The organism is Methylobacterium crusticola (assembly GCF_003574465.1).
GTDB lineage: Bacteria > Pseudomonadota > Alphaproteobacteria > Rhizobiales > Beijerinckiaceae > Methylobacterium > Methylobacterium crusticola.
Genome location: NZ_QOWC01000105.1, coordinates 13,646 through 30,297, shown reverse-complemented (window position 1 = coordinate 30,297; position 16,652 = coordinate 13,646). Strand labels below are relative to the sequence as shown.

Below are 16,652 nucleotides of genomic sequence, written 5' to 3'. Positions count from 1 at the left end.
TTCAACGAGACGGGCTCGTCGAGCCTCGACATCAAGGGCGTCAAGCTCGACTCGGACGGCCTCGGCCTCACCCAGGTCACCGGGGGCTTCCAGTCGGACGACGAGATCAAGGGCGTGCTCAGCAGCATCTCGTCGGCGACGAGCCAGCTGCGCGCCCAGGCCTCGACCTTCGGCTCGAACCTGTCGGTGGTGCAGAACCGCCAGGACTTCTCGAAGAACCTGATCAACATCCTCGACACCGGCTCCTCGAACCTGACGAGCGCCGACCTGAACGAGGAGGCGGCGAACTCGCAGGCGCTCTCGACCCGCAACTCGCTGGCGATCTCGGCCCTGTCGCTCGCCAACCAGGCCCAGCAGGGCATCCTCCAGCTCCTGCGCTGATCGACCCGGCCACGACCTGAACGACGCAAGCGGCCGGGGCCCACGCCCCGGCCGCTTCGCCGTGGGCCCGCCTCAGCGCTTGCCCAAGGTCCGCATCAGGTCGCCGAGGATGCGCCGGTTCTCGTGCTCGCAGAGCTGCGCGTCGAGGTAGGCCTGGACGGAGGGCGCGAGCCACCAGCTCATCGACACCACCGGCACCTGGAGCGACTGGCCCCAGACCATCGCGCAGCGCCGGGTCTCGGCCGGGGTGGCGTCGTCGGGCCTGCGCATCGACGGCTCGGCGAAGACGCCGATCTCGTACATCTGGGCGGTCGCCGCCCCCGGCGGGCGCCCCTCCTCCATCGCCGCGAGGGCGCGCACGACGAGGTCCGCGCTCTCGGCCCCGTGGCCCTGGCGGGTGTTCCAGAGCGCCTCGATGGGCGCCGTCAGGAGGGCGCCGGCCCGATCGAGGAACGCCGCGGCCTGGGCGGCCCCGACGAAGGGGGTCACCACCGGCCGGGGCGGCACCGGCCCCTCGCGGCGCGCGAGCTTCGGCTCGTTCAGGACCCACAGGATCAGCGGCACGACGCCCTTCTCGTGCAGCGCCTTGGCGACGTCGAGGGCGGTGGTCATGCCCGAATTCTCGAAGTAGCCGCCGTCGACCACGCGGTCGCCTTGCGCCCAGTCGCCCCGCACCCCGAACGTGCCGGCCGGCGAGATCACCGGGAAGCGGGCGCTCGTCAGCGCCGCCGTCGAGAGGCGCAGGTCCGGCGCGTCGCGCAGGGCCGCCTCGTCCAGGGGCCCCCGGGCGGCGGCCGGGCAATCCTGCCCCTCCCGGTCGGGCTCGGCGCAGGGCGTCGACATCGCCTCGAACAGGTCGTAGGCCGGCGTGTAGAAGCCGACGCGGGCCCGGCCGTCCGGGGAGACCCGGGTCGAGACGAGGTCGGTGGTGAGGAGGCGGCGCCCCGTCTGCACGGAGGTGCCGTTGAGGAGGAGGAGCGGCAGCCAGGGCGCGCCCGCCGCGGCGCCGGGCTCCCCCCGTCCCGGGTCATGGGCCGCCGCGTCCCGGCCCGCCGCGTCCCGGCCGGCCGGGTCCTGCCCGCCCGCCTCCGGTCCGCCGAGGTAGCCGAAGCGGCGGCAGAGGCCGCGGCCGGCCTCGCGCCCGCAGATGTCGCCGACCGAGAACGGGCTCTCGCCGCTCCGCGTGACGTAGTCGTAGTGCCGCTCCCAGGCCTGCTCGAGCAGGGCCGCGCGGTCGCGCAGCGGGAAGGGGCCGACCTCGAACGGGACGGGCAGCGCGACGTTGTCCCGGTAGGCCAGCCCCACGAAGGCCGGGGACAAAAAGTCGCCGCTCGCCAGGGCCTGGAGGCAGTCCCGCCAGGTGAAGGAGGCCTGACCGTCCCAGATCAGCCGGGCGCGGAAGAAGGTCCGGTGCGCGAAGCGGCAGGGCGGGCCGCCCGCGGCGGCATCCGCGAGGGCGGCGCGGATCAGCGTCACCCCGAGGGCACCCCCGGAGACCCCCGACATCGCGAAGATGCGCCGGCCCGGCTGGTCGGAGCCCGCGTGGTCGGCGAGTTCCGGCATCCGGTCCAGGATCTCGCCGACCACGGTCGCGGTCGCGAAGGCGGCGCGGCTGGCGCCGCCCTCCGCCGCCACGATCAGGGCCGGCGGGCAGGCCTCGCCCTCCCGGGCGCAGCCGTTCGCGGCCTTCCAGCGCGAGAGGGCGGCGTCGAAGTCGATCTGGCGCTGCGCCACCGGCGTCGGACCCTCCGGCAGAGTGCGCAGGTCGTGGAAGTGGCGGTTCGACGCCGTGAGCCCGGTGCAGGCCAGCACCAGGAGGAGGACGTAGGGCACGCCGCGGCGGTGCGAGGCCCGGGCGAGGGCGCTCAGGGGCAGGACCAGGCTGCCGAGCAGGAACGGCACCAGGGCGGCCCGGGGGATCCACGACGAGATCCAGACCGGGGCCACGTAGGCGATCGCGAACAGCGCGAAGGTCAGGGCCACGAAGGCGTGGGCGACGCCGTCGAGGAGCCGGGTGCCGGAGATCGACCGGCTCCGGTACACGGCCACCGCCTCGACCCGGCGGGCGAGCGCCGCGGTCCAACGCCGGCGCTGGACGACCGCGACGCCGTACAGGATCGCGGCGGCGGCGTCCGCGAGGGCGAGCGCCAGGATCAGGGTCCGGGCGGTGCCGGATTCGGGCAGCGCGTCGGCGTTCTGCAGGGCCGACCAGGCGCCCGCGAGGCCGATGGCCACCGCCGCGAACGGCATCGCCCCGAGGATGCGCGGGACGAGCCGGATCAGCGTCGCGTGCCGGTGGCGCAGGTCCTCGCTCAGCCGCTCCGCCTCGTCCGGCAGCATCGGCCCGCGCAGGTGCGCGTTGATCAGCCAGGACGAGCCGTCGAGGGTGCGGCGCGCGCCGTAATGAACCGGGAACGACCAGATCAGGAAGAGTGCGGCGAAGAACACGGTCCAGTACCAGACGGCGAGCGGCAGGCTGGTGTTCCACGAGGTGTCGGCCAGGAGGTTCTGGGCCTGGACCACCTTGCCGAACAGCACGAGGCCCGCCACCACGCTGACGACGCTGATCCGGCTCGCCCAGAGGATCCGGCTGGCGAAGAGCACCGAGGACCAGAACGGCGGCATCCCGGGGAACGGATCGCGGGCGGTCTTCATGATGCCTCGCGCGGCAAGTTCGCGATGATCTGCCCCGATACTGCGCCTGGAGTGGCCGCGGGGCCACCGCGGCGCGCCGCCCGAGGTGCGCTGGCGCACCTGCGGACCGGGCCGGGCCCGCACCGGCCGGACCGGGCCGCGGCGTCGGGACCGGCCCGTCAGCCCGGCGGCCGCGCCAGGGCCTCGGGCTGCTTCACCTCGATCTCCACGAAGGCGATCGGGTGGTCGGAGCCGTTCATTACGTCGTGCCGGATGCCGGCGGGCCGGCGGTAGGACTGGCCGTGGGCGAGCGCCACCTCGCTGACGGTGTCGCCGTCGTGGATGCGCAGGATCCCGGGCGTGATCATCACCACGAAATAGGGCCAGGCGTGCTCGTGCCAGCCCGTGACGGCGCCGGGCGGGAAGTCCCAGCGCGTGATGCGGACGGCCGCGTCCTCGGACTGGATCGTGGGGGTGGCCGGGATGGTGCAGGCGAACGCCATGGCGGAGGTCTCCTCAGCGCGCCGATTCGAAGCCGGCGAGAACCGCCGCGAGGTTCTGGCCCAGGATCTCGGACAGGTAGCCTCCCTCCTGCACCAGCACGGTCGGGAGCCCGACCCGCGCCAGGGCCGCGCCGATGCGGCGGAAGCCCGCCGTGGTGACGGCGAGGCCCGCCAGGGGGTCGTGCTCCGAGGCGTCGAGGCCGAGCGCCACCACGAGCGCCCCGGGCGCGAAGGCCCGGATCGTCGCGACGGCGCCGTCCAGGGCCGCGAGGTAGCCGTCGTCGCCGGTGCCGAGGGGCAGGGGCACGTTGAGGTTGGCGCCCTGCCCCGGCCCCTCCCCGCGCTCGTGGGCGTAGCCCCAGACGAAGGGGTAGAACCGGGCCGGGTCGGCGTGGAGCGAGACCGTGAGCACGCTCGGGTCGGCGTAGAAAATCCCCTGCGTGCCGTTGCCGTGGTGGACGTCGACGTCGAGGATCGCGACGCGGTCGTGGCGCTGGCGCAGGTGGGCGGCCGCCACCGCGCTGTTGTTGAAGAAGCAGAACCCGCTCGCCCGGTCGCGGTAGGCGTGGTGCCCGGGCGGGCGGCAGAGCGCGTAGGCCGCGTCCTCGCCGTCGAGGACCGCCTGGCCGGCGCTCGCCGCGACGTCGGTGGCGGCGCAGGCCGCCGCGTGGGTGCCCGGCCCGATCGGGCAGGCGGTGTCGAGGGTGTGCCAGCCCAGGCGGCCGACGATGTGGCTCGGGTAGGTCGCGCCGTCACGCATGGGATGGATGTTGGCGACCATCTCGGGCGCCGCGCCGTCGAGCGCCGCCCAGGCGTCCCAGGCCTCGGCCATGAAGGCGAGGTAGTCCGGTCCGTGCACCCGGGCCCGGGCGTCGTGGCCGAAGCGCTCGGGGGCGGCGAGCGCGTGGCCGCCGGCCTCGAGGCCGGCAAGCAGGCGGTCGGCGCGCTCGGGCTGCTCGGTGGTGCGCTGGACGGTGCCGCGCACGAGGAAGAACTGCGGGTCGTGGCCGCGGTGGTCGTCGGTGTAGAACGCCTTCATGCCGCTCCTCCGGGCGTGGGGGACAGGGTGCGGGCGAGCCGGGCGACCTCGCGCCAGGCGACCCCGATGTGGTGGTCGACATGCGCCACGATCCGCTCCGGCCGGCCGGCCTCGATCGCCTCCAGCACCGGCTCGTGCGTGCGCGCGATCTCGTGCGGGTCGTCGTAGAGGCGCCCGATCAGCCCGATCACGAGGCGCAGCTCCGAGGCGAGGCCGTCGAACAGGCGCAGCAGGCGGCTGTTGCCGGCCGTCTCGCAGATCAGGCGGTGGAACTGGTAGTCGGCCTCGACGATGCGGGCCGGGTCGTCCCGGTGGGCGAGCTCCCGCATCAGGCCGAGCTGCCGGCGCAGGGCCGCGCGCGCCTCCGCGGTCAGGCGCCGGGAGGCCGCCACGGCGGCGTGGCGCTCCACGCACAGGCGCAGGTCGTAGAGCTCGTCGACGTCGGCGGCCGAGAGCGCGCGCACGAAGAAGCCGCGCCGCGGGCAGGCCCGGAGCAGGCCCTGGCTCTCGAGCAGCCGGGCGGCCTCCCGCACCGGCGCCCGGCTGATGCCGAGCTCGCGCGCCACCGCGGCCTCCGCCACCTTGGCGCCCGGCGCCAGGCGGCCCTGCACGATCGCGTCCGAGAGCCGGCGCGCCACCTGCCGCACGAGATCGCTCTCGGCCAGCATCGGCAGGCCCACCGGTGGGGAAAGTGCGCGCATCGGCCCTCCGGCGGGCATTGTGCAATGCGTAAGCGTCGATTGTCGACACTTTAATCTTGATCGGGGGGCGGGGCTGGGCCAGTCTTCCGGCGCGACCCCGGCCGGGTCGCCGGAGCCTGGAGGAGAACCCCATGTCGTCTCCCGCACCCTTGCGCGCCGTGCCCGCGAGCGAGGCCGCCCGGGTCCGCGTCGACCTCGCGGCCGCCTACCGGCTCATCCACCGCCTGGGCCTCGACGACAGCATCTACACCCACATCTCGGTCCGCCTGCCGGGGCCCGAGCACCGGTTCCTGATCAACCCCTACGGCCTGCGCTTCGAGGAGGTGACGGCCTCCAACCTCGTCACCGTCGACCTCGACGGGCGGGTGGTCGACGACCCGTGCGGCCTCGGCATCAACCCGGCGGGCTTCACCATCCACAGCGCCGTCCACGCCGCCCGGGAGGACGCGCTCTGCGTGCTGCACACCCACACGGTGGCGGGCGTGGCCGTGTCGTGCCAGGAGGAGGGGCTGCTGCCGCTCAACCAATGGTCGATGCAGTTCACGGACCGCATCGCCCACCACGACTACGAGGGCATCGCCCTCGACCTCGACGAGCGCGAGCGCCTGGTCGCCGACCTCGGCGACAGGTTCGTGATGATCCTGCGCAACCACGGCCTGCTCACCTGCGGCCGCTCGGTGGCGGAGGCGTTCAAGCTGATGCACAACATGGAGCGCTCCTGCCGGGCGCAGCTCGCCCTCCAGGCGGCGGGCGCCCCGGTGATCCGCCCCTCCGCGGCGGTGGCCCGCAAGACCGCCGGCCAGTACGCCGCGCACTACGACCGCATCGAGGCCTCCGGCACCGACACGGAGTGGGACGCCTTCAAGCGCATGCTCGCCCACAGCGACCCGGGCTACGCGGCCTGAGCCCTCCGACGACGGCGCCCGCCGGGACTCCCGTCCCGGGCGGCCGGGCGCCACGCCGACGCCGTCCGGCGCCGCCGACCCGCCCGCCCGCCCGCGCGAGAAAGGACCAGGGATGATCAGACACGTGGTGACCGGGTGCGCCCTCGTCCTCGCCCTCTCGGGGGCGGCCGCCGCGCAGGCGCCGAGGGCCGGCGGCGTCGCCAACGCGGTGATCCAGCCGGAGCCGCCGGGCCTGATGCTCGGGCTGCTGCAGAACGGCCCGACCCAGATGGTGGCCGGCAACATCTACGAGGGCCTGCTGCGCTACGACGACGCCCTGAAGCCCCTGCCGGGCCTCGCCGAGAGCTGGAGCGTGAGCCCGGACGGCAGGACCTACACGTTCACGCTCGCCAAGGGCGTGACCTGGCACGACGGCAAGCCGTTCGGCGCCGACGACGTGCTGTTCTCGATCGAGTTCCTGAAGCAGAACCACGCCCGGGCCCGGGGCAACATGGCCAAGGTCGCGAGCGTGACGGCGCCCGATTCCGGCACGGTGGTGTTCACGCTGTCCGAGCCGTTCGGGCCCTTCCTCGGCGTGTTCGAGGTCGGCTCGCTGCCGATGATCCCGCGGCACCTCTACGAGGGCACGGACCCCAAGACCAACCCGGCCAACAACAGCCCGGTCGGCACCGGCCCCTACATGTTCAAGGAGTGGAAGAAGGGCTCCTACATCCGCCTGGTCAGGAACCCGCGCTACCACGTCGCCGGCAAGCCCTACCTCGACGAGATCTACTGGCACGTGATCCCGGACGCGGCCGCCCGGGCGGTGGCGTTCGAGACCGGCAAGGTCGACATCCTGCCCGGCGGCTCGGTCGAGAACTTCGACGTGCCGCGCCTGTCCAAGCTCAAGGGCGCCTGCGTCACCGGCAAGGGCTGGGAGTTCTTCGGCCCCCATTCCTGGCTCTGGCTCAACAACCGCAAGGGGCCGACCGCCAGCAAGGCCTTCCGGCAGGCGGTGTCCTACGCCATCGACCGCGACTTCGCCCGGGACGTGGTCTGGAACGGCCTCGGCAAGCCGGCGACCGGGCCGATCTCCTCGGCGACGCGCTACCACAACGCCGCCCTGGCGGGTTACGCGTACGATCCCGCCAAGGCCAAGGCGCTCCTGAAGCAGGCGGGCTACAAGGGCGAGACCGTGCGCCTCCTGCCCCTGCCCTACGGCGAGACCTGGCAGCGCTGGGGCGAGGCCGTGCGCCAGAACCTGGAGGATGTCGGCATCAGGACCGAGCTCGTCGCCACCGACGTCGCCGGCTGGAACCAGAAGACCGCCGACTGGGACTACGACATCGCCTTCACGTACCTCTACCAGTACGGCGACCCGGCGCTCGGGGTCGCGCGCAACTACATCTCGTCCCAGATCACCAAGGGCTCGCCCTGGAACAACGTCGAGGGCTACGCCAACCCGGCGGTCGACGCCGCCTTCGCGGAGGGCGCCGCGGCGGTCGGCGACGACAGGCGCCAGGCGATCTACGACGGCGTCCAGAAGACGCTGATCGAGGACGCGCCGGTGGCCTGGCTGCTCGAGCTGCAATTCCCGACCATCACCCGCTGCACGGTCCGCGACCTCGTCACCACGGGCATCGGCGTGAACGACGGCTTCCGGGACGCCTGGATCGAGCGCTGAGGGCGGCATGGGCCTCTTCATCGCGCGCCGGATCGGCAAGGGGGTCGTGGTGCTCCTCGCCATCGTGGTCCTCAACTTCTTCCTGATCCGGCTCGCGCCCGGCGACCCCGCCCTCGTCATGGCGGGCGAGGCGGGGGCGGCCGACGAGGTGTTCGTGGCGCAGCTCCGGGAGAAATTCGCCCTCGACCAGCCGCTGCCGCGCCAGCTCGCCTCCTATGTGCGCAACATCGTCGGGCTCGATCTCGGCTACTCGGTGCGCCAGCAGATGCCGGTCGCGACCCTCATCGGCGACCGGCTGCCGGCGACGCTGCTCCTCACCGGCACCGCCTTCCTGATCTCGCTCGCCCTCGGCGTGCTCTTCGGGGCGCTCGCCGCGCGGCGCGCCGGCAGCCTCGCCGACACGGCGATCACCGGCGTCGCGCTGCTGTTCTACGCCACGCCCCTGTTCTGGGTCTCCCTGATGGCGATCATCGTGTTCTCGGTCCGGCTCGACTGGCTGCCGAGCTTCGGCTTCGAGACCGTGGGGGCCGGCTACGCGGGGCTCGCCCGCGCGGCCGACATCGCCCACCACCTCGTCCTGCCCGCGATGACGCTCGGGCTGTTCTTCATGGCGGTCTACGTCCGGATGACTCGGGCCTCGATGCTCGAGGTCATGGGCCTCGACTTCGTCAAGACCGCCCGGGCCAAGGGCCTGGCCGAGGGCGTGATCCAGCGCCGGCACGTCCTGCGCAACGCCCTCCTGCCGGTGGTGACGCTGGCGGGCCTCCAGGCCGGCACCCTGGTGGGCGGCGCGGTCCTCACCGAGACGGTGTTCGCCTGGCCGGGGATCGGGCGCCTGATGTACGAGGCGCTGCTCCAGCGCGACTACAACCTCCTGCTCGGCGTGTTCGTGGTCTCCTCCGGGATGGTGCTGGTGTTCAACCTGGTCACCGACGTGGTCTACCGCGTGGTCGACCCGCGCATCGAGGCGGCGCGGTGAGCCCCGCCGGGCCGGCGCGCCGCCGCGGCGCCCTCGCGGCCTTCGGGCGCCACCCCGGGGCCGTGGCCGGCAGCGCGATCCTGGTCGCCGTGGTGGCGGCGGCCCTCCTCGCCCCCCTCCTCTACCCGGCCTCGCCCTGGCGCATGGTGCAGCGGCCCTTCGTGCCGCCCTTCACCCTGGAGCGGGTGCCCCTCGGCACCGACGCCCTCGGGCGCGACATCGCGGCCGGGCTCATGCACGGGGCGAGCGTGTCGCTCGTGGTCGGCCTCGTCTCGACCCTGGCCGCCCTGGTGATCGGCGTGCCGCTCGGCGCCCTCGCGGGCTACCTCGGCGGACGGGTCGACGACGCGCTCATGCGCTTCACCGAGCTGTTCCAGACCGTGCCGAGCTTCGCCCTCGCCATCGTGCTGGTGGCGATCCTCCAGCCCTCCCTCTCCTCGATGATCCTCGCCATCGCCCTCGTGAGCTGGCCGCCGGTGACGCGGCTCGTGCGCGGCGAGGTCCTGTCCCTGCGCTCGCGCGAGTACGTCCAGGCCGCGATCGTGACGGGCCAGACCACCTTCACGATCCTGCGCCGCGAGGTGCTGCCGAACACCCTCTCGCCGATCGTCGTACTGGCCTCCCTGATGGTGGCGACCGCGATCCTGCTCGAATCCTCGCTCTCGTTCCTGGGCCTCGGCGACCCGAACCGGATGTCCTGGGGCTTCATGGTGGGGGCGGGCCGCACGGTGATCCGGCAGGCCTGGTGGATCACGGCCTTCCCGGGCGTCGTGATCCTGCTCACCGTGCTCGCCCTCAACCTCATCGGCGAGGGGCTGAACGACGCCCTCAACCCCCGCCTCGCCCGGGAGCGCTGAGGTGGACGCCGCCCCCGACGCCCGGCGGACCGCCGTCGCGGTCCGCGACCTGCGCCTCGCCCTGCCCGAGGGCGGCGACCGCGCCTACGCGGTCGACGGCGTCTCCTTCGACCTCGTGGCGGGCGAGATCCTGTGCCTCGTCGGCGAGTCGGGCTCCGGCAAGTCGATGTGCGCCCACGCCCTGATGGGCCTGCTGCCGAAGGCGGTGCGGCCTGCCGGGGGCACCATCCGGCTCGGCGACCTCGACCTCGCGGCGCAGGACGAGGCCGGCTGGCGCGACACCCGGGGCCGGCGGATCGCCATGATCTTCCAGGAGCCCATGACGGCGCTGAACCCGCTGATGCGGATCGGCGACCAGATGGCCGAGATGTTCGAGGCCCACGGCCTCCTCACCCCCCGCGCCCGCCGCGCCCGCGTCCTCGCCCTCGCCGAGGAGGTCGGCCTGCCCGAGCCCGGGCGCATCGTGCGGGCCTACCCCCACCAGCTCTCCGGCGGCCAGCGCCAGCGCGCCATGATCGCGATGGCGCTCGCCCTCGAGCCGGCAATCCTCGTCGCCGACGAGCCGACGACGGCCCTCGACGTCACCACCCAGGCCCAGATCCTGGGCCTCATCCGCGCCCTCCAGGCCCGCCGCAACATGGCGGTGCTCTTCATCACGCACGATTTCGGCGTCGTGGCGGAGATCGCCGATCGGGTCATGGTGCTGCGCCACGGCCGCGTCGTCGAGGCCGGCACGGCGGCCGCCGTGCTCGGGCGCCCGCAGGCCGCCTACACGAAGGCGCTGCTCGCCGCCGTGCCGAGCATGGACCCGCCGCCGCGCACGCCCCCGGGCGGGCTGAAGGCCGTGGAGGTGGCCGGCCTGGAGAAGACCTACGTCACCGGCGGCGGCTGGTGGCGCAAGCCCCGGCGCGTCGAGGCCGCCCGCGACGTCGCCTTCGCGCTCCACCGGGGCGAGACGCTCGGCCTCGTCGGCGAGTCGGGCTCGGGCAAGTCGTCCGTCGCCCGGCTGGTGATGCGCCTTATCGAGCCCGACCGGGGCACGGTCCGGCTCGGCGACACGGACCTGACGCGGCTGCGGGGCGAGGCCCTGCGGCGGGCGCGGAGCCGGATCCAGATGGTGTTCCAGGATCCCTTCGCGTCGCTCAACCCCCGCCGCAAGGTCGGGCGCATCATCGCGGACGGCCCGATGGCGCACGGCGTCGCCGAGGCCGAGGCCATGGCCCGCGCCCGCCGGCTCGTCGACCTCGTGGGGCTCGACGCCGGGGCGCTCGACCGCTTCCCGCACGAGTTCTCGGGCGGCCAGCGTCAGCGCATCGGCATCGCCCGGGCGCTCGCCCTCGAGCCCGAGGTGCTGGTGGCCGACGAGGCGGTCTCGGCCCTCGACGTCTCGGTCCAGGCCCAGGTGCTGGCGCTCCTCGAGGACCTGAAGCAGCGCCTCGGCCTCTCGATGCTGTTCATCACCCACGACCTCCGGGTGGCGGCCCAGATCTGCGACCGGATCGCCGTGATGCGCCGGGGCGAGATCGTGGAGCTGAAATCCGCCGCCGGCCTGTTCGCCGACCCCGAGCACCCCTACACGCGGGCCCTCCTCGACGCCGTGCCGGGGCGCCCGCGCCGCGCCGCCTGATGGATCCCGCCCGGCGGGCGCCGCGGCCGCGCGGCCCGGCCAGGCCCGGCGCCGGTCGGACGTCCCCCGGGATGCCGGGCCGGTCTACGGCCCGTTAACCATCCGGTGCGCAGTGTCCTGCGGCCCGGCCCGGGGATGCCCGCGTCGGCCGGGCCGGTTCCGCCGGCGAGACGTGACTTCGTTTCGCCGTGTTGGCCGTATAAGCTCTGCCGTGGTGAAACAGACCGAAGGGGGCACAAGGCATGCTCGGGACGATGACGGCCTTCCTGGCGATCCTGATGGTTCTCGCCCTTCGCAACCTCGCCAAGGCGGCGCTGCTGCCCGTCTACGCGGTGCGGGACATCCACCGCGGCCGCTACGCCCGCGGGCTGTTCCTGCTCTCCTGCTCGGGCCTCGCGGCCTGGACGCTCTGGGCCGTGACCCACTCGGCCCGGCCGAAGCCCGCCCCCGTCGCGGCGGTGATGTACACCGGCTGAGGCCCGCCCGCGCGCCGCCGCGGCGTTCTCCACAGGGAAGACGCGTCCGGCGCCCCGCGGCCCCGGCGGGCGCCCCGCCAGCCCGCGCCGCCCTGGCTTTCGCGGGCGCCAGGCCCCATATCGTCTCGTGGTATCTTCCCGGCCGTCCGCACCTTCGGCTGACGGTCCGCGGCGGTTCCGGCCCGTTTGTCCCCGTCACGGGTATTGGATCGGGCAATCTGAGAGGCCGCCATGGCCAAGACCTTCATCACCGGGGCCGCCCGCGGCCCGACCTCCGACGAGTTCAAGGCGCGCATCGCCCGCCTGTCCCGGGCCCCGTCCGCGCCCCCGCCCCTCGCCGAGACCCGGCGGAACATGCGCAACAAGCCCAAGCCCCCGGTTCCCGTGCCGGACGAGGAGCCCGAGGAGGCTCAGGAGACCCCCTCCGAGGAGGCGCAGGAGAGCGAGTGACCCCCGGCGGGCGCGCGGGCAGGACCCGCCGCACCGCAAGGCCGACGTGAGACCGCAAGGCCGACGTGAGACCGAGAGAGCAAGGACGATGTTGCGTTCGAAGCAGAAACCCAAGGTGCAGGATACCGGCTACGTCCTGTTCGACGTCTACTACGAGGACGGATCCCGCAGGTCGAACAGGCGGGTGCCCCGCGCGGCGCTCATGGGCCTCGAGGGCGACGAGGCGGCCCGCCAGGTGATCGAGGAGCAGGACCGGGAGATCGCCGAGAAGTCCGGCCGCCCGCCGCTGGCGATCACGCGCGTGGTGCGCTCGGCCGCGTAGGTCGGGCCGGGACGACGGCGGGGCCGCCCACCAGGCGGCCCCCGGCGGCGCGGCGGGCCGGGCGGTCTCGCGCCCGATCCGCCGGCCCCGCCCTCACACGACCTTGAGGTTGCCCGCCGACTGCTTGCCGCTGCGCCGGTCGGTCTCCAGCTCGTAGGAGATCTTCTGGCCGTCGGCGAGGTCGCGCAGGCCGGCCCGCTCGACCGCCGAGATGTGCACGAAGACGTCCTTGCCGCCGTCATCGGGCTGGATGAAGCCGTAGCCCTTCTGGCCGTTGAACCATTTCACGGTGCCGGTGCTCATCGGTATGTCCTGTATCCGTGGGGAGGGACGCTAGAGCCCGGAGACCGCGCCCACGGCGCCCCGAGCTCGACTTCTCGACAGGTTTGGAGGGAATTTCAGAGCACGCGCCCCGCTTCAGCTCGGGCGAGAGGCCCGGACATCCGGCCAAAGATCGATGGCTCGATCTAGGATTTTTCTGAAACACCGGCAAGCTCGACGGGTTCCCACGCGACGGGCCGGGCGGGCCGGGCCGGGCGGCCCGGCCCGCTCAGTAGATCGCCGGCTCCGGCACCGGGGCGCCGAACTCGGTGCGCAGGAAGTCGAAGTCGCAGCCCTCGTCGGCCTGCTGGATGTGGCGGGAGAACATCACCCCGTAGCCGCGCTCGTAGCGGGGCGGAGGCGGCGTCCAGGCGGCGCGGCGGCGCTCCAGCTCCTCGTCCGCGACCTCCATGCGGATCGAGCGGGCCTCGACGTCGATGCTGACGACGTCCCCGGTGCGCAGGAGCGCGAGCGGGCCGCCCACATAGGCCTCGGGCGCGACGTGCAGCACGCAGGCGCCGTAGCTCGTGCCGCTCATCCGGGCGTCCGAGAGGCGCAGCATGTCGCGGTGCCCCTCCTTCAGGAGCCGCTTGGGCATGGGCAGCATGCCCCATTCGGGCATGCCCGGGCCGCCCTGGGGGCCGGCGTTGCGCAGCACCAGCACGTGGTCGGCCGTGACGTCGAGGGCCTCGTCGTCGATGGCGCGCTTGAGGGAGGGGTAGTCGTCGAAGACGAGGGCCGGGCCGGAATGCTTGAGGAAGCGCTGGTCCATGGCGGCCGGCTTGATCACGCAGCCGTTCGGCGCGAGGTTGCCGCGCAGCACCGCGAGCGAGCCCTGGCCGTAGATCGGGTTCGAGAGCGGGCGGATCACGTCGTCGTCGTGGACCCTGGCGCCCGCGATGGCCTCGCCGAGGGTCCCGCCCGTGACCGTCAGGCAGTCGAGGTGCAGGTGCTCGCGGATCTCGCCCATCAGCGCCCGGATGCCTCCGGCGTAGAAGAAATCCTCCATCAGGTAGGTGTTGCCGCTCGGGCGCACGTTGCCGATCACCGGCACCCGCCGGCTGTAGCGCTCGAAATCGTCGAGCCCGACGGCGTGGCCGGCGCGGCGCGCCATGGCGATCAGGTGGATGATGGCGTTGGTCGAGCAGCCCATCGCCATCGCGACCGCGATGGCGTTCTCGTAGGCCTCGCGGCTCTGGATGCGCCGGGGCGTCAGGTCCTCCCAGACCATGTCGACGATCCGCCGGCCCGATTCCGAGCACAGGCGGATGTGCCCGGCATCCGCCGCCGGGATCGAGGAGCCGCCGGGCAGCACCATGCCGACCGCCTCGGCGATCGCCGTCATGGTGGAGGCGGTGCCCATGGTCATGCAGGTGCCGTAGGAGCGGGCGATCCCGCCCTCGATCCCGAGCCAGTCCTGGTCGGTGATCCTGCCGGCGCGCAGCTCGTCCCAGTACTTCCAGCTGTCCGAGCCCGAGCCCAGGACCTTGCCCTGCCAGTTGCCCCGCAGCATCGGCCCGGCCGGGACGTAGATCGCCGGCAGGTCCATGCTGGTGGCGCCGAGCAGCAGGCCGGGCGTGGACTTGTCGCAGCCGCCCATCAGGACCGCGCCGTCGACCGGGTGGGAGCGCAGCAGCTCCTCGGTCTCCATCGCCAGCATGTTGCGGTAGAGCATGGTGGTCGGCTTGACGAAGCTCTCCGACACCGAGAGGGCCGGCAGCTCCACCGGGAAGCCCCCCGCCATCAGGATGCCGCGCTTCACGTCGTCGACGCGGTGCTTGAAGTGGGCGTGGCAGGGCTGGAGGTCCGACCAGGTGTTGATGATCGCGATGACGGGCTTCCCCTGCCACTCCTCGGGGGCGTAGCCCATCTGCATCGCCCGCGAGCGGTGCCCGAAGGAGCGCAGGTCCGCCGGCCCGAACCAGCGCGCCGAGCGCAGGGAGGCCGGGTCGCGGCGCACGCGGCGCGGGCCGTCCGGGATGGCACCGGGCTCGAGGGCCGGGGGGCTGAGCGGTTCGCGGGCCATGACGGGTGAACTCCCTCGGGTGGACGGGGCCCGGCGCCGGGGCCGGGCGGATGGCGGTGGCGCGGGCTGCCCGCGTGCGCCCCCGGACCCGCGCCTCGCGGCATCCGGGGGCGCGCGGCGTACCTCAGGTCTGGAGGCCCCACCTCTGCACGGTGCGGCGCTCGATGGTGCGGAAGATCAGGTTCTCGACCACGAGGCCGATGATGATGACCGTGAGCAGGCCGGCGAACACCGCCGGTATGTCGAGGAGGTTGCGGTTCTCGAAGATGAACCAGCCGAGGCCGCCCTGGCCGGACGAGACCCCGAAGACGAGCTCCGCCGCGATCAGGGTGCGCCAAGCGAAGGCCCAGCCGATCTTCAGGCCGGTCAGGATCGACGGGAAGGCCGCCGGGATCAGGATCTTGGCGACGTAGGGCAGGCCCTTGAGCCCGTAGTTGCGCCCCACCATCCGGAGCGTCTGCGACACGCCGCGGAAGCCCGAATGGGTGTTGAGCGCCACCGCCCACAGGACGGAGTGGATCAGCACGAAGACGAGGCTGCCGTTGCCGAGCCCGAACCAGATCAGCGCCAGGGGCAGGAGCGCGATGGCCGGCAGCGGGTTGAACATCGCCGTCATCGTCTCGAGGAAGTCCGTGCCGATGCGCGTCGAGATCGCCAGCATGGTGAGCGCCGCGGCGAGCAGGATGCCGGCGGCGTAGCCCATCAGCAGGACCTTCAGCGACGTGGCGGCCCGGTTCGGGATCGTGCCGTCCGCGGTCTGCTCGTAGAGCGTCGCCACGGTGTCGGAGAAGGTCGGGAACAGGAGCGGGTTGTCGAGGAAGCGCGCGTAGATCTCCCAGACCAGCGCGAGCCCGACGATGATGGCGGTCTTGCGGACGAAGCCGCTGTTCCAGAGGATCTCGGCGGTGCCGAGCTGGCGCTCGACGACGCCGTCGGCGGCCGGGGCCGCCTCGCTCATGATGATCCGGGCCTGCATGCTGGCGGTCATGGCGTCACTCCCGGTGGTCGTCGTCTGCGAACAGTAGCTCGTGGATGTGCTTCTCGAGCTGGCCGGCGCTGCCGTCCTGCGGCGAGACCCGGTCCACGTCGTGCACCTCGGCCTTGACGCGGCCCGGATGGGGCGAGAGCAGCAGGATGCGGTTGCCGATCTTGATCGCCTCGGCGATCGAGTGGGTCACGAACAGGACCGTGAACTTCGTCTCCTCCCAGAGCTGCAGCAGCTCGTCCTGGCAGGTCCGTCGGGTGAGGGCGTCGAGGGCCGCGAAGGGCTCGTCCATCAGCAGGATGTCGGGCTCCATCGCCATGCCGCGGGCGATCGCCACCCGCTGCTTCATGCCCCCCGACAGGGTGTGGGGATAGCTGTCGAGGGCGCGCGTCAGGTTGACCTTCTCGATGTAGCCGCGCGCCCGCTCCTCGGCCTGCCGGCGCGTCATCCGGCGGGCGTTGAGGAGCGGGAACATCACGTTCTCGAGCACCGTCTTCCAGGGCAGGAGCTGGTCGAATTCCTGGAACACCATCATGCGGTCGGCGCCCGGCTCCTTCACCACCCGGTCCTTGATCCGGATCTCGCCCTCGCTCGGGTGCAGGTAGCCGCCCACCGCCTTCAGCAGGGTGGACTTGCCGCAGCCCGAGGGCCCGAGGAGCACGAAGCGGTCGGAGGTGTCGACCTTGAAGCTGACGCGCTCGGTCGCGGTGACCAGCACGTTGGGCGTCTTGTAGCGCAGCGTGACGCCGCGGACGTCGAGGAGCGCGCTCATGGCGTGCCTGT

Annotated in this window: 17 protein-coding genes; 9 read left to right on the top strand and 8 right to left on the bottom strand. The window is 73.1% G+C overall.

What is annotated here, in order from left to right:
- On the top strand, positions 1-381 hold a 381-nt coding region (locus DT057_RS22790; protein ID WP_276469427.1), incomplete at its 5' end, for a flagellin.
- 72 nt (positions 382-453) lie between these two features.
- Here the strand turns inward: DT057_RS22790 and DT057_RS37270 are convergent.
- The 4 genes from DT057_RS37270 to DT057_RS22770 all read right to left on the bottom strand — a co-directional run bounded on the left by DT057_RS37270 (position 454) and on the right by DT057_RS22770 (position 5,258).
- Positions 454-3,036, bottom strand: a complete 2,583-nt coding sequence (locus DT057_RS37270; protein ID WP_128564395.1) for a hypothetical protein — start codon at positions 3,034-3,036, stop codon at positions 454-456.
- 158 nt (positions 3,037-3,194) lie between these two features.
- Positions 3,195-3,518 (bottom strand): cupin domain-containing protein, encoded by a 324-nt coding sequence (locus DT057_RS22780; protein WP_128564394.1) that lies wholly within the window; start codon positions 3,516-3,518, stop codon positions 3,195-3,197.
- Between the two features lie 13 nt (positions 3,519-3,531).
- Positions 3,532-4,557 carry a histone deacetylase family protein gene (locus tag DT057_RS22775; protein ID WP_128564393.1) on the bottom strand — a complete coding sequence of 342 codons (1,026 nt, stop codon included), beginning with the start codon at positions 4,555-4,557 and terminating at the stop codon, positions 3,532-3,534.
- Positions 4,554-5,258 (bottom strand): GntR family transcriptional regulator, encoded by a 705-nt coding sequence (locus tag DT057_RS22770; RefSeq protein WP_128564392.1) that lies wholly within the window; start codon positions 5,256-5,258, stop codon positions 4,554-4,556. Before DT057_RS22770 ends, DT057_RS22775 begins: the two co-directional genes overlap by 4 nt.
- A 131-nt stretch (positions 5,259-5,389) precedes the next feature.
- Between DT057_RS22770 and DT057_RS22765 the strand changes: the two genes are divergently transcribed.
- The 8 genes from DT057_RS22765 (at position 5,390) to DT057_RS22730 (ending at position 12,537) form a co-directional block, all read left to right on the top strand.
- Entirely contained in the window at positions 5,390-6,163 is a 774-nt protein-coding gene (locus DT057_RS22765) for a class II aldolase/adducin family protein (protein ID WP_128564391.1), read from the top strand.
- A 112-nt stretch (positions 6,164-6,275) separates the two neighbouring features.
- On the top strand, positions 6,276-7,826 hold the full coding sequence (locus DT057_RS22760; protein ID WP_128564390.1) for an ABC transporter substrate-binding protein: 1,551 nt from the start codon (positions 6,276-6,278) through the stop codon (positions 7,824-7,826).
- A 7-nt stretch (positions 7,827-7,833) separates the two neighbouring features.
- Positions 7,834-8,805 carry an ABC transporter permease gene (locus tag DT057_RS22755; RefSeq protein WP_128564389.1) on the top strand — a complete coding sequence of 324 codons (972 nt, stop codon included), beginning with the start codon at positions 7,834-7,836 and terminating at the stop codon, positions 8,803-8,805.
- Positions 8,802-9,662: an ABC transporter permease gene (locus DT057_RS22750; RefSeq protein ID WP_128564388.1), complete on the top strand. Its 861-nt coding sequence runs from the start codon at positions 8,802-8,804 to the stop codon at positions 9,660-9,662. Before DT057_RS22755 ends, DT057_RS22750 begins: the two co-directional genes overlap by 4 nt.
- Position 9,663: 1 nt before the next feature.
- A complete protein-coding gene (locus tag DT057_RS22745; protein WP_128564387.1) occupies positions 9,664-11,289 on the top strand; it encodes an ABC transporter ATP-binding protein in 1,626 nt (541 codons plus the stop codon).
- A gap of 242 nt (positions 11,290-11,531) precedes the next feature.
- On the top strand, positions 11,532-11,765 hold the full coding sequence (locus DT057_RS22740; protein WP_128564386.1) for a hypothetical protein: 234 nt from the start codon (positions 11,532-11,534) through the stop codon (positions 11,763-11,765).
- 231 nt (positions 11,766-11,996) lie between these two features.
- On the top strand, positions 11,997-12,215 hold the full coding sequence (locus DT057_RS22735; RefSeq protein WP_128564385.1) for a hypothetical protein: 219 nt from the start codon (positions 11,997-11,999) through the stop codon (positions 12,213-12,215).
- 88 nt (positions 12,216-12,303) lie between these two features.
- Complete coding sequence (locus DT057_RS22730; RefSeq protein ID WP_128564384.1) at positions 12,304-12,537, top strand: hypothetical protein; 234 nt, start codon at positions 12,304-12,306, stop codon at positions 12,535-12,537.
- Between the two features lie 93 nt (positions 12,538-12,630).
- On the opposite strand, the gene DT057_RS22725 is transcribed toward DT057_RS22730, so the two are convergent.
- The 4 genes from DT057_RS22725 to DT057_RS22710 form a co-directional block, all read right to left on the bottom strand.
- A complete protein-coding gene (locus DT057_RS22725; protein WP_128564383.1) occupies positions 12,631-12,840 on the bottom strand; it encodes a cold-shock protein in 210 nt (69 codons plus the stop codon).
- A gap of 247 nt (positions 12,841-13,087) precedes the next feature.
- Positions 13,088-14,884 carry an L-arabinonate dehydratase gene (gene araD / locus DT057_RS22720; protein ID WP_128564382.1) on the bottom strand — a complete coding sequence of 599 codons (1,797 nt, stop codon included), beginning with the start codon at positions 14,882-14,884 and terminating at the stop codon, positions 13,088-13,090.
- 124 nt (positions 14,885-15,008) lie between these two features.
- A complete protein-coding gene (locus DT057_RS22715; RefSeq protein ID WP_128564398.1) occupies positions 15,009-15,860 on the bottom strand; it encodes an ABC transporter permease in 852 nt (283 codons plus the stop codon).
- Between the two features lie 16 nt (positions 15,861-15,876).
- A complete protein-coding gene (locus DT057_RS22710; RefSeq protein ID WP_128564381.1) occupies positions 15,877-16,641 on the bottom strand; it encodes an ABC transporter ATP-binding protein in 765 nt (254 codons plus the stop codon).
- Between the last annotated feature and the right edge of the window lie 11 nt (positions 16,642-16,652).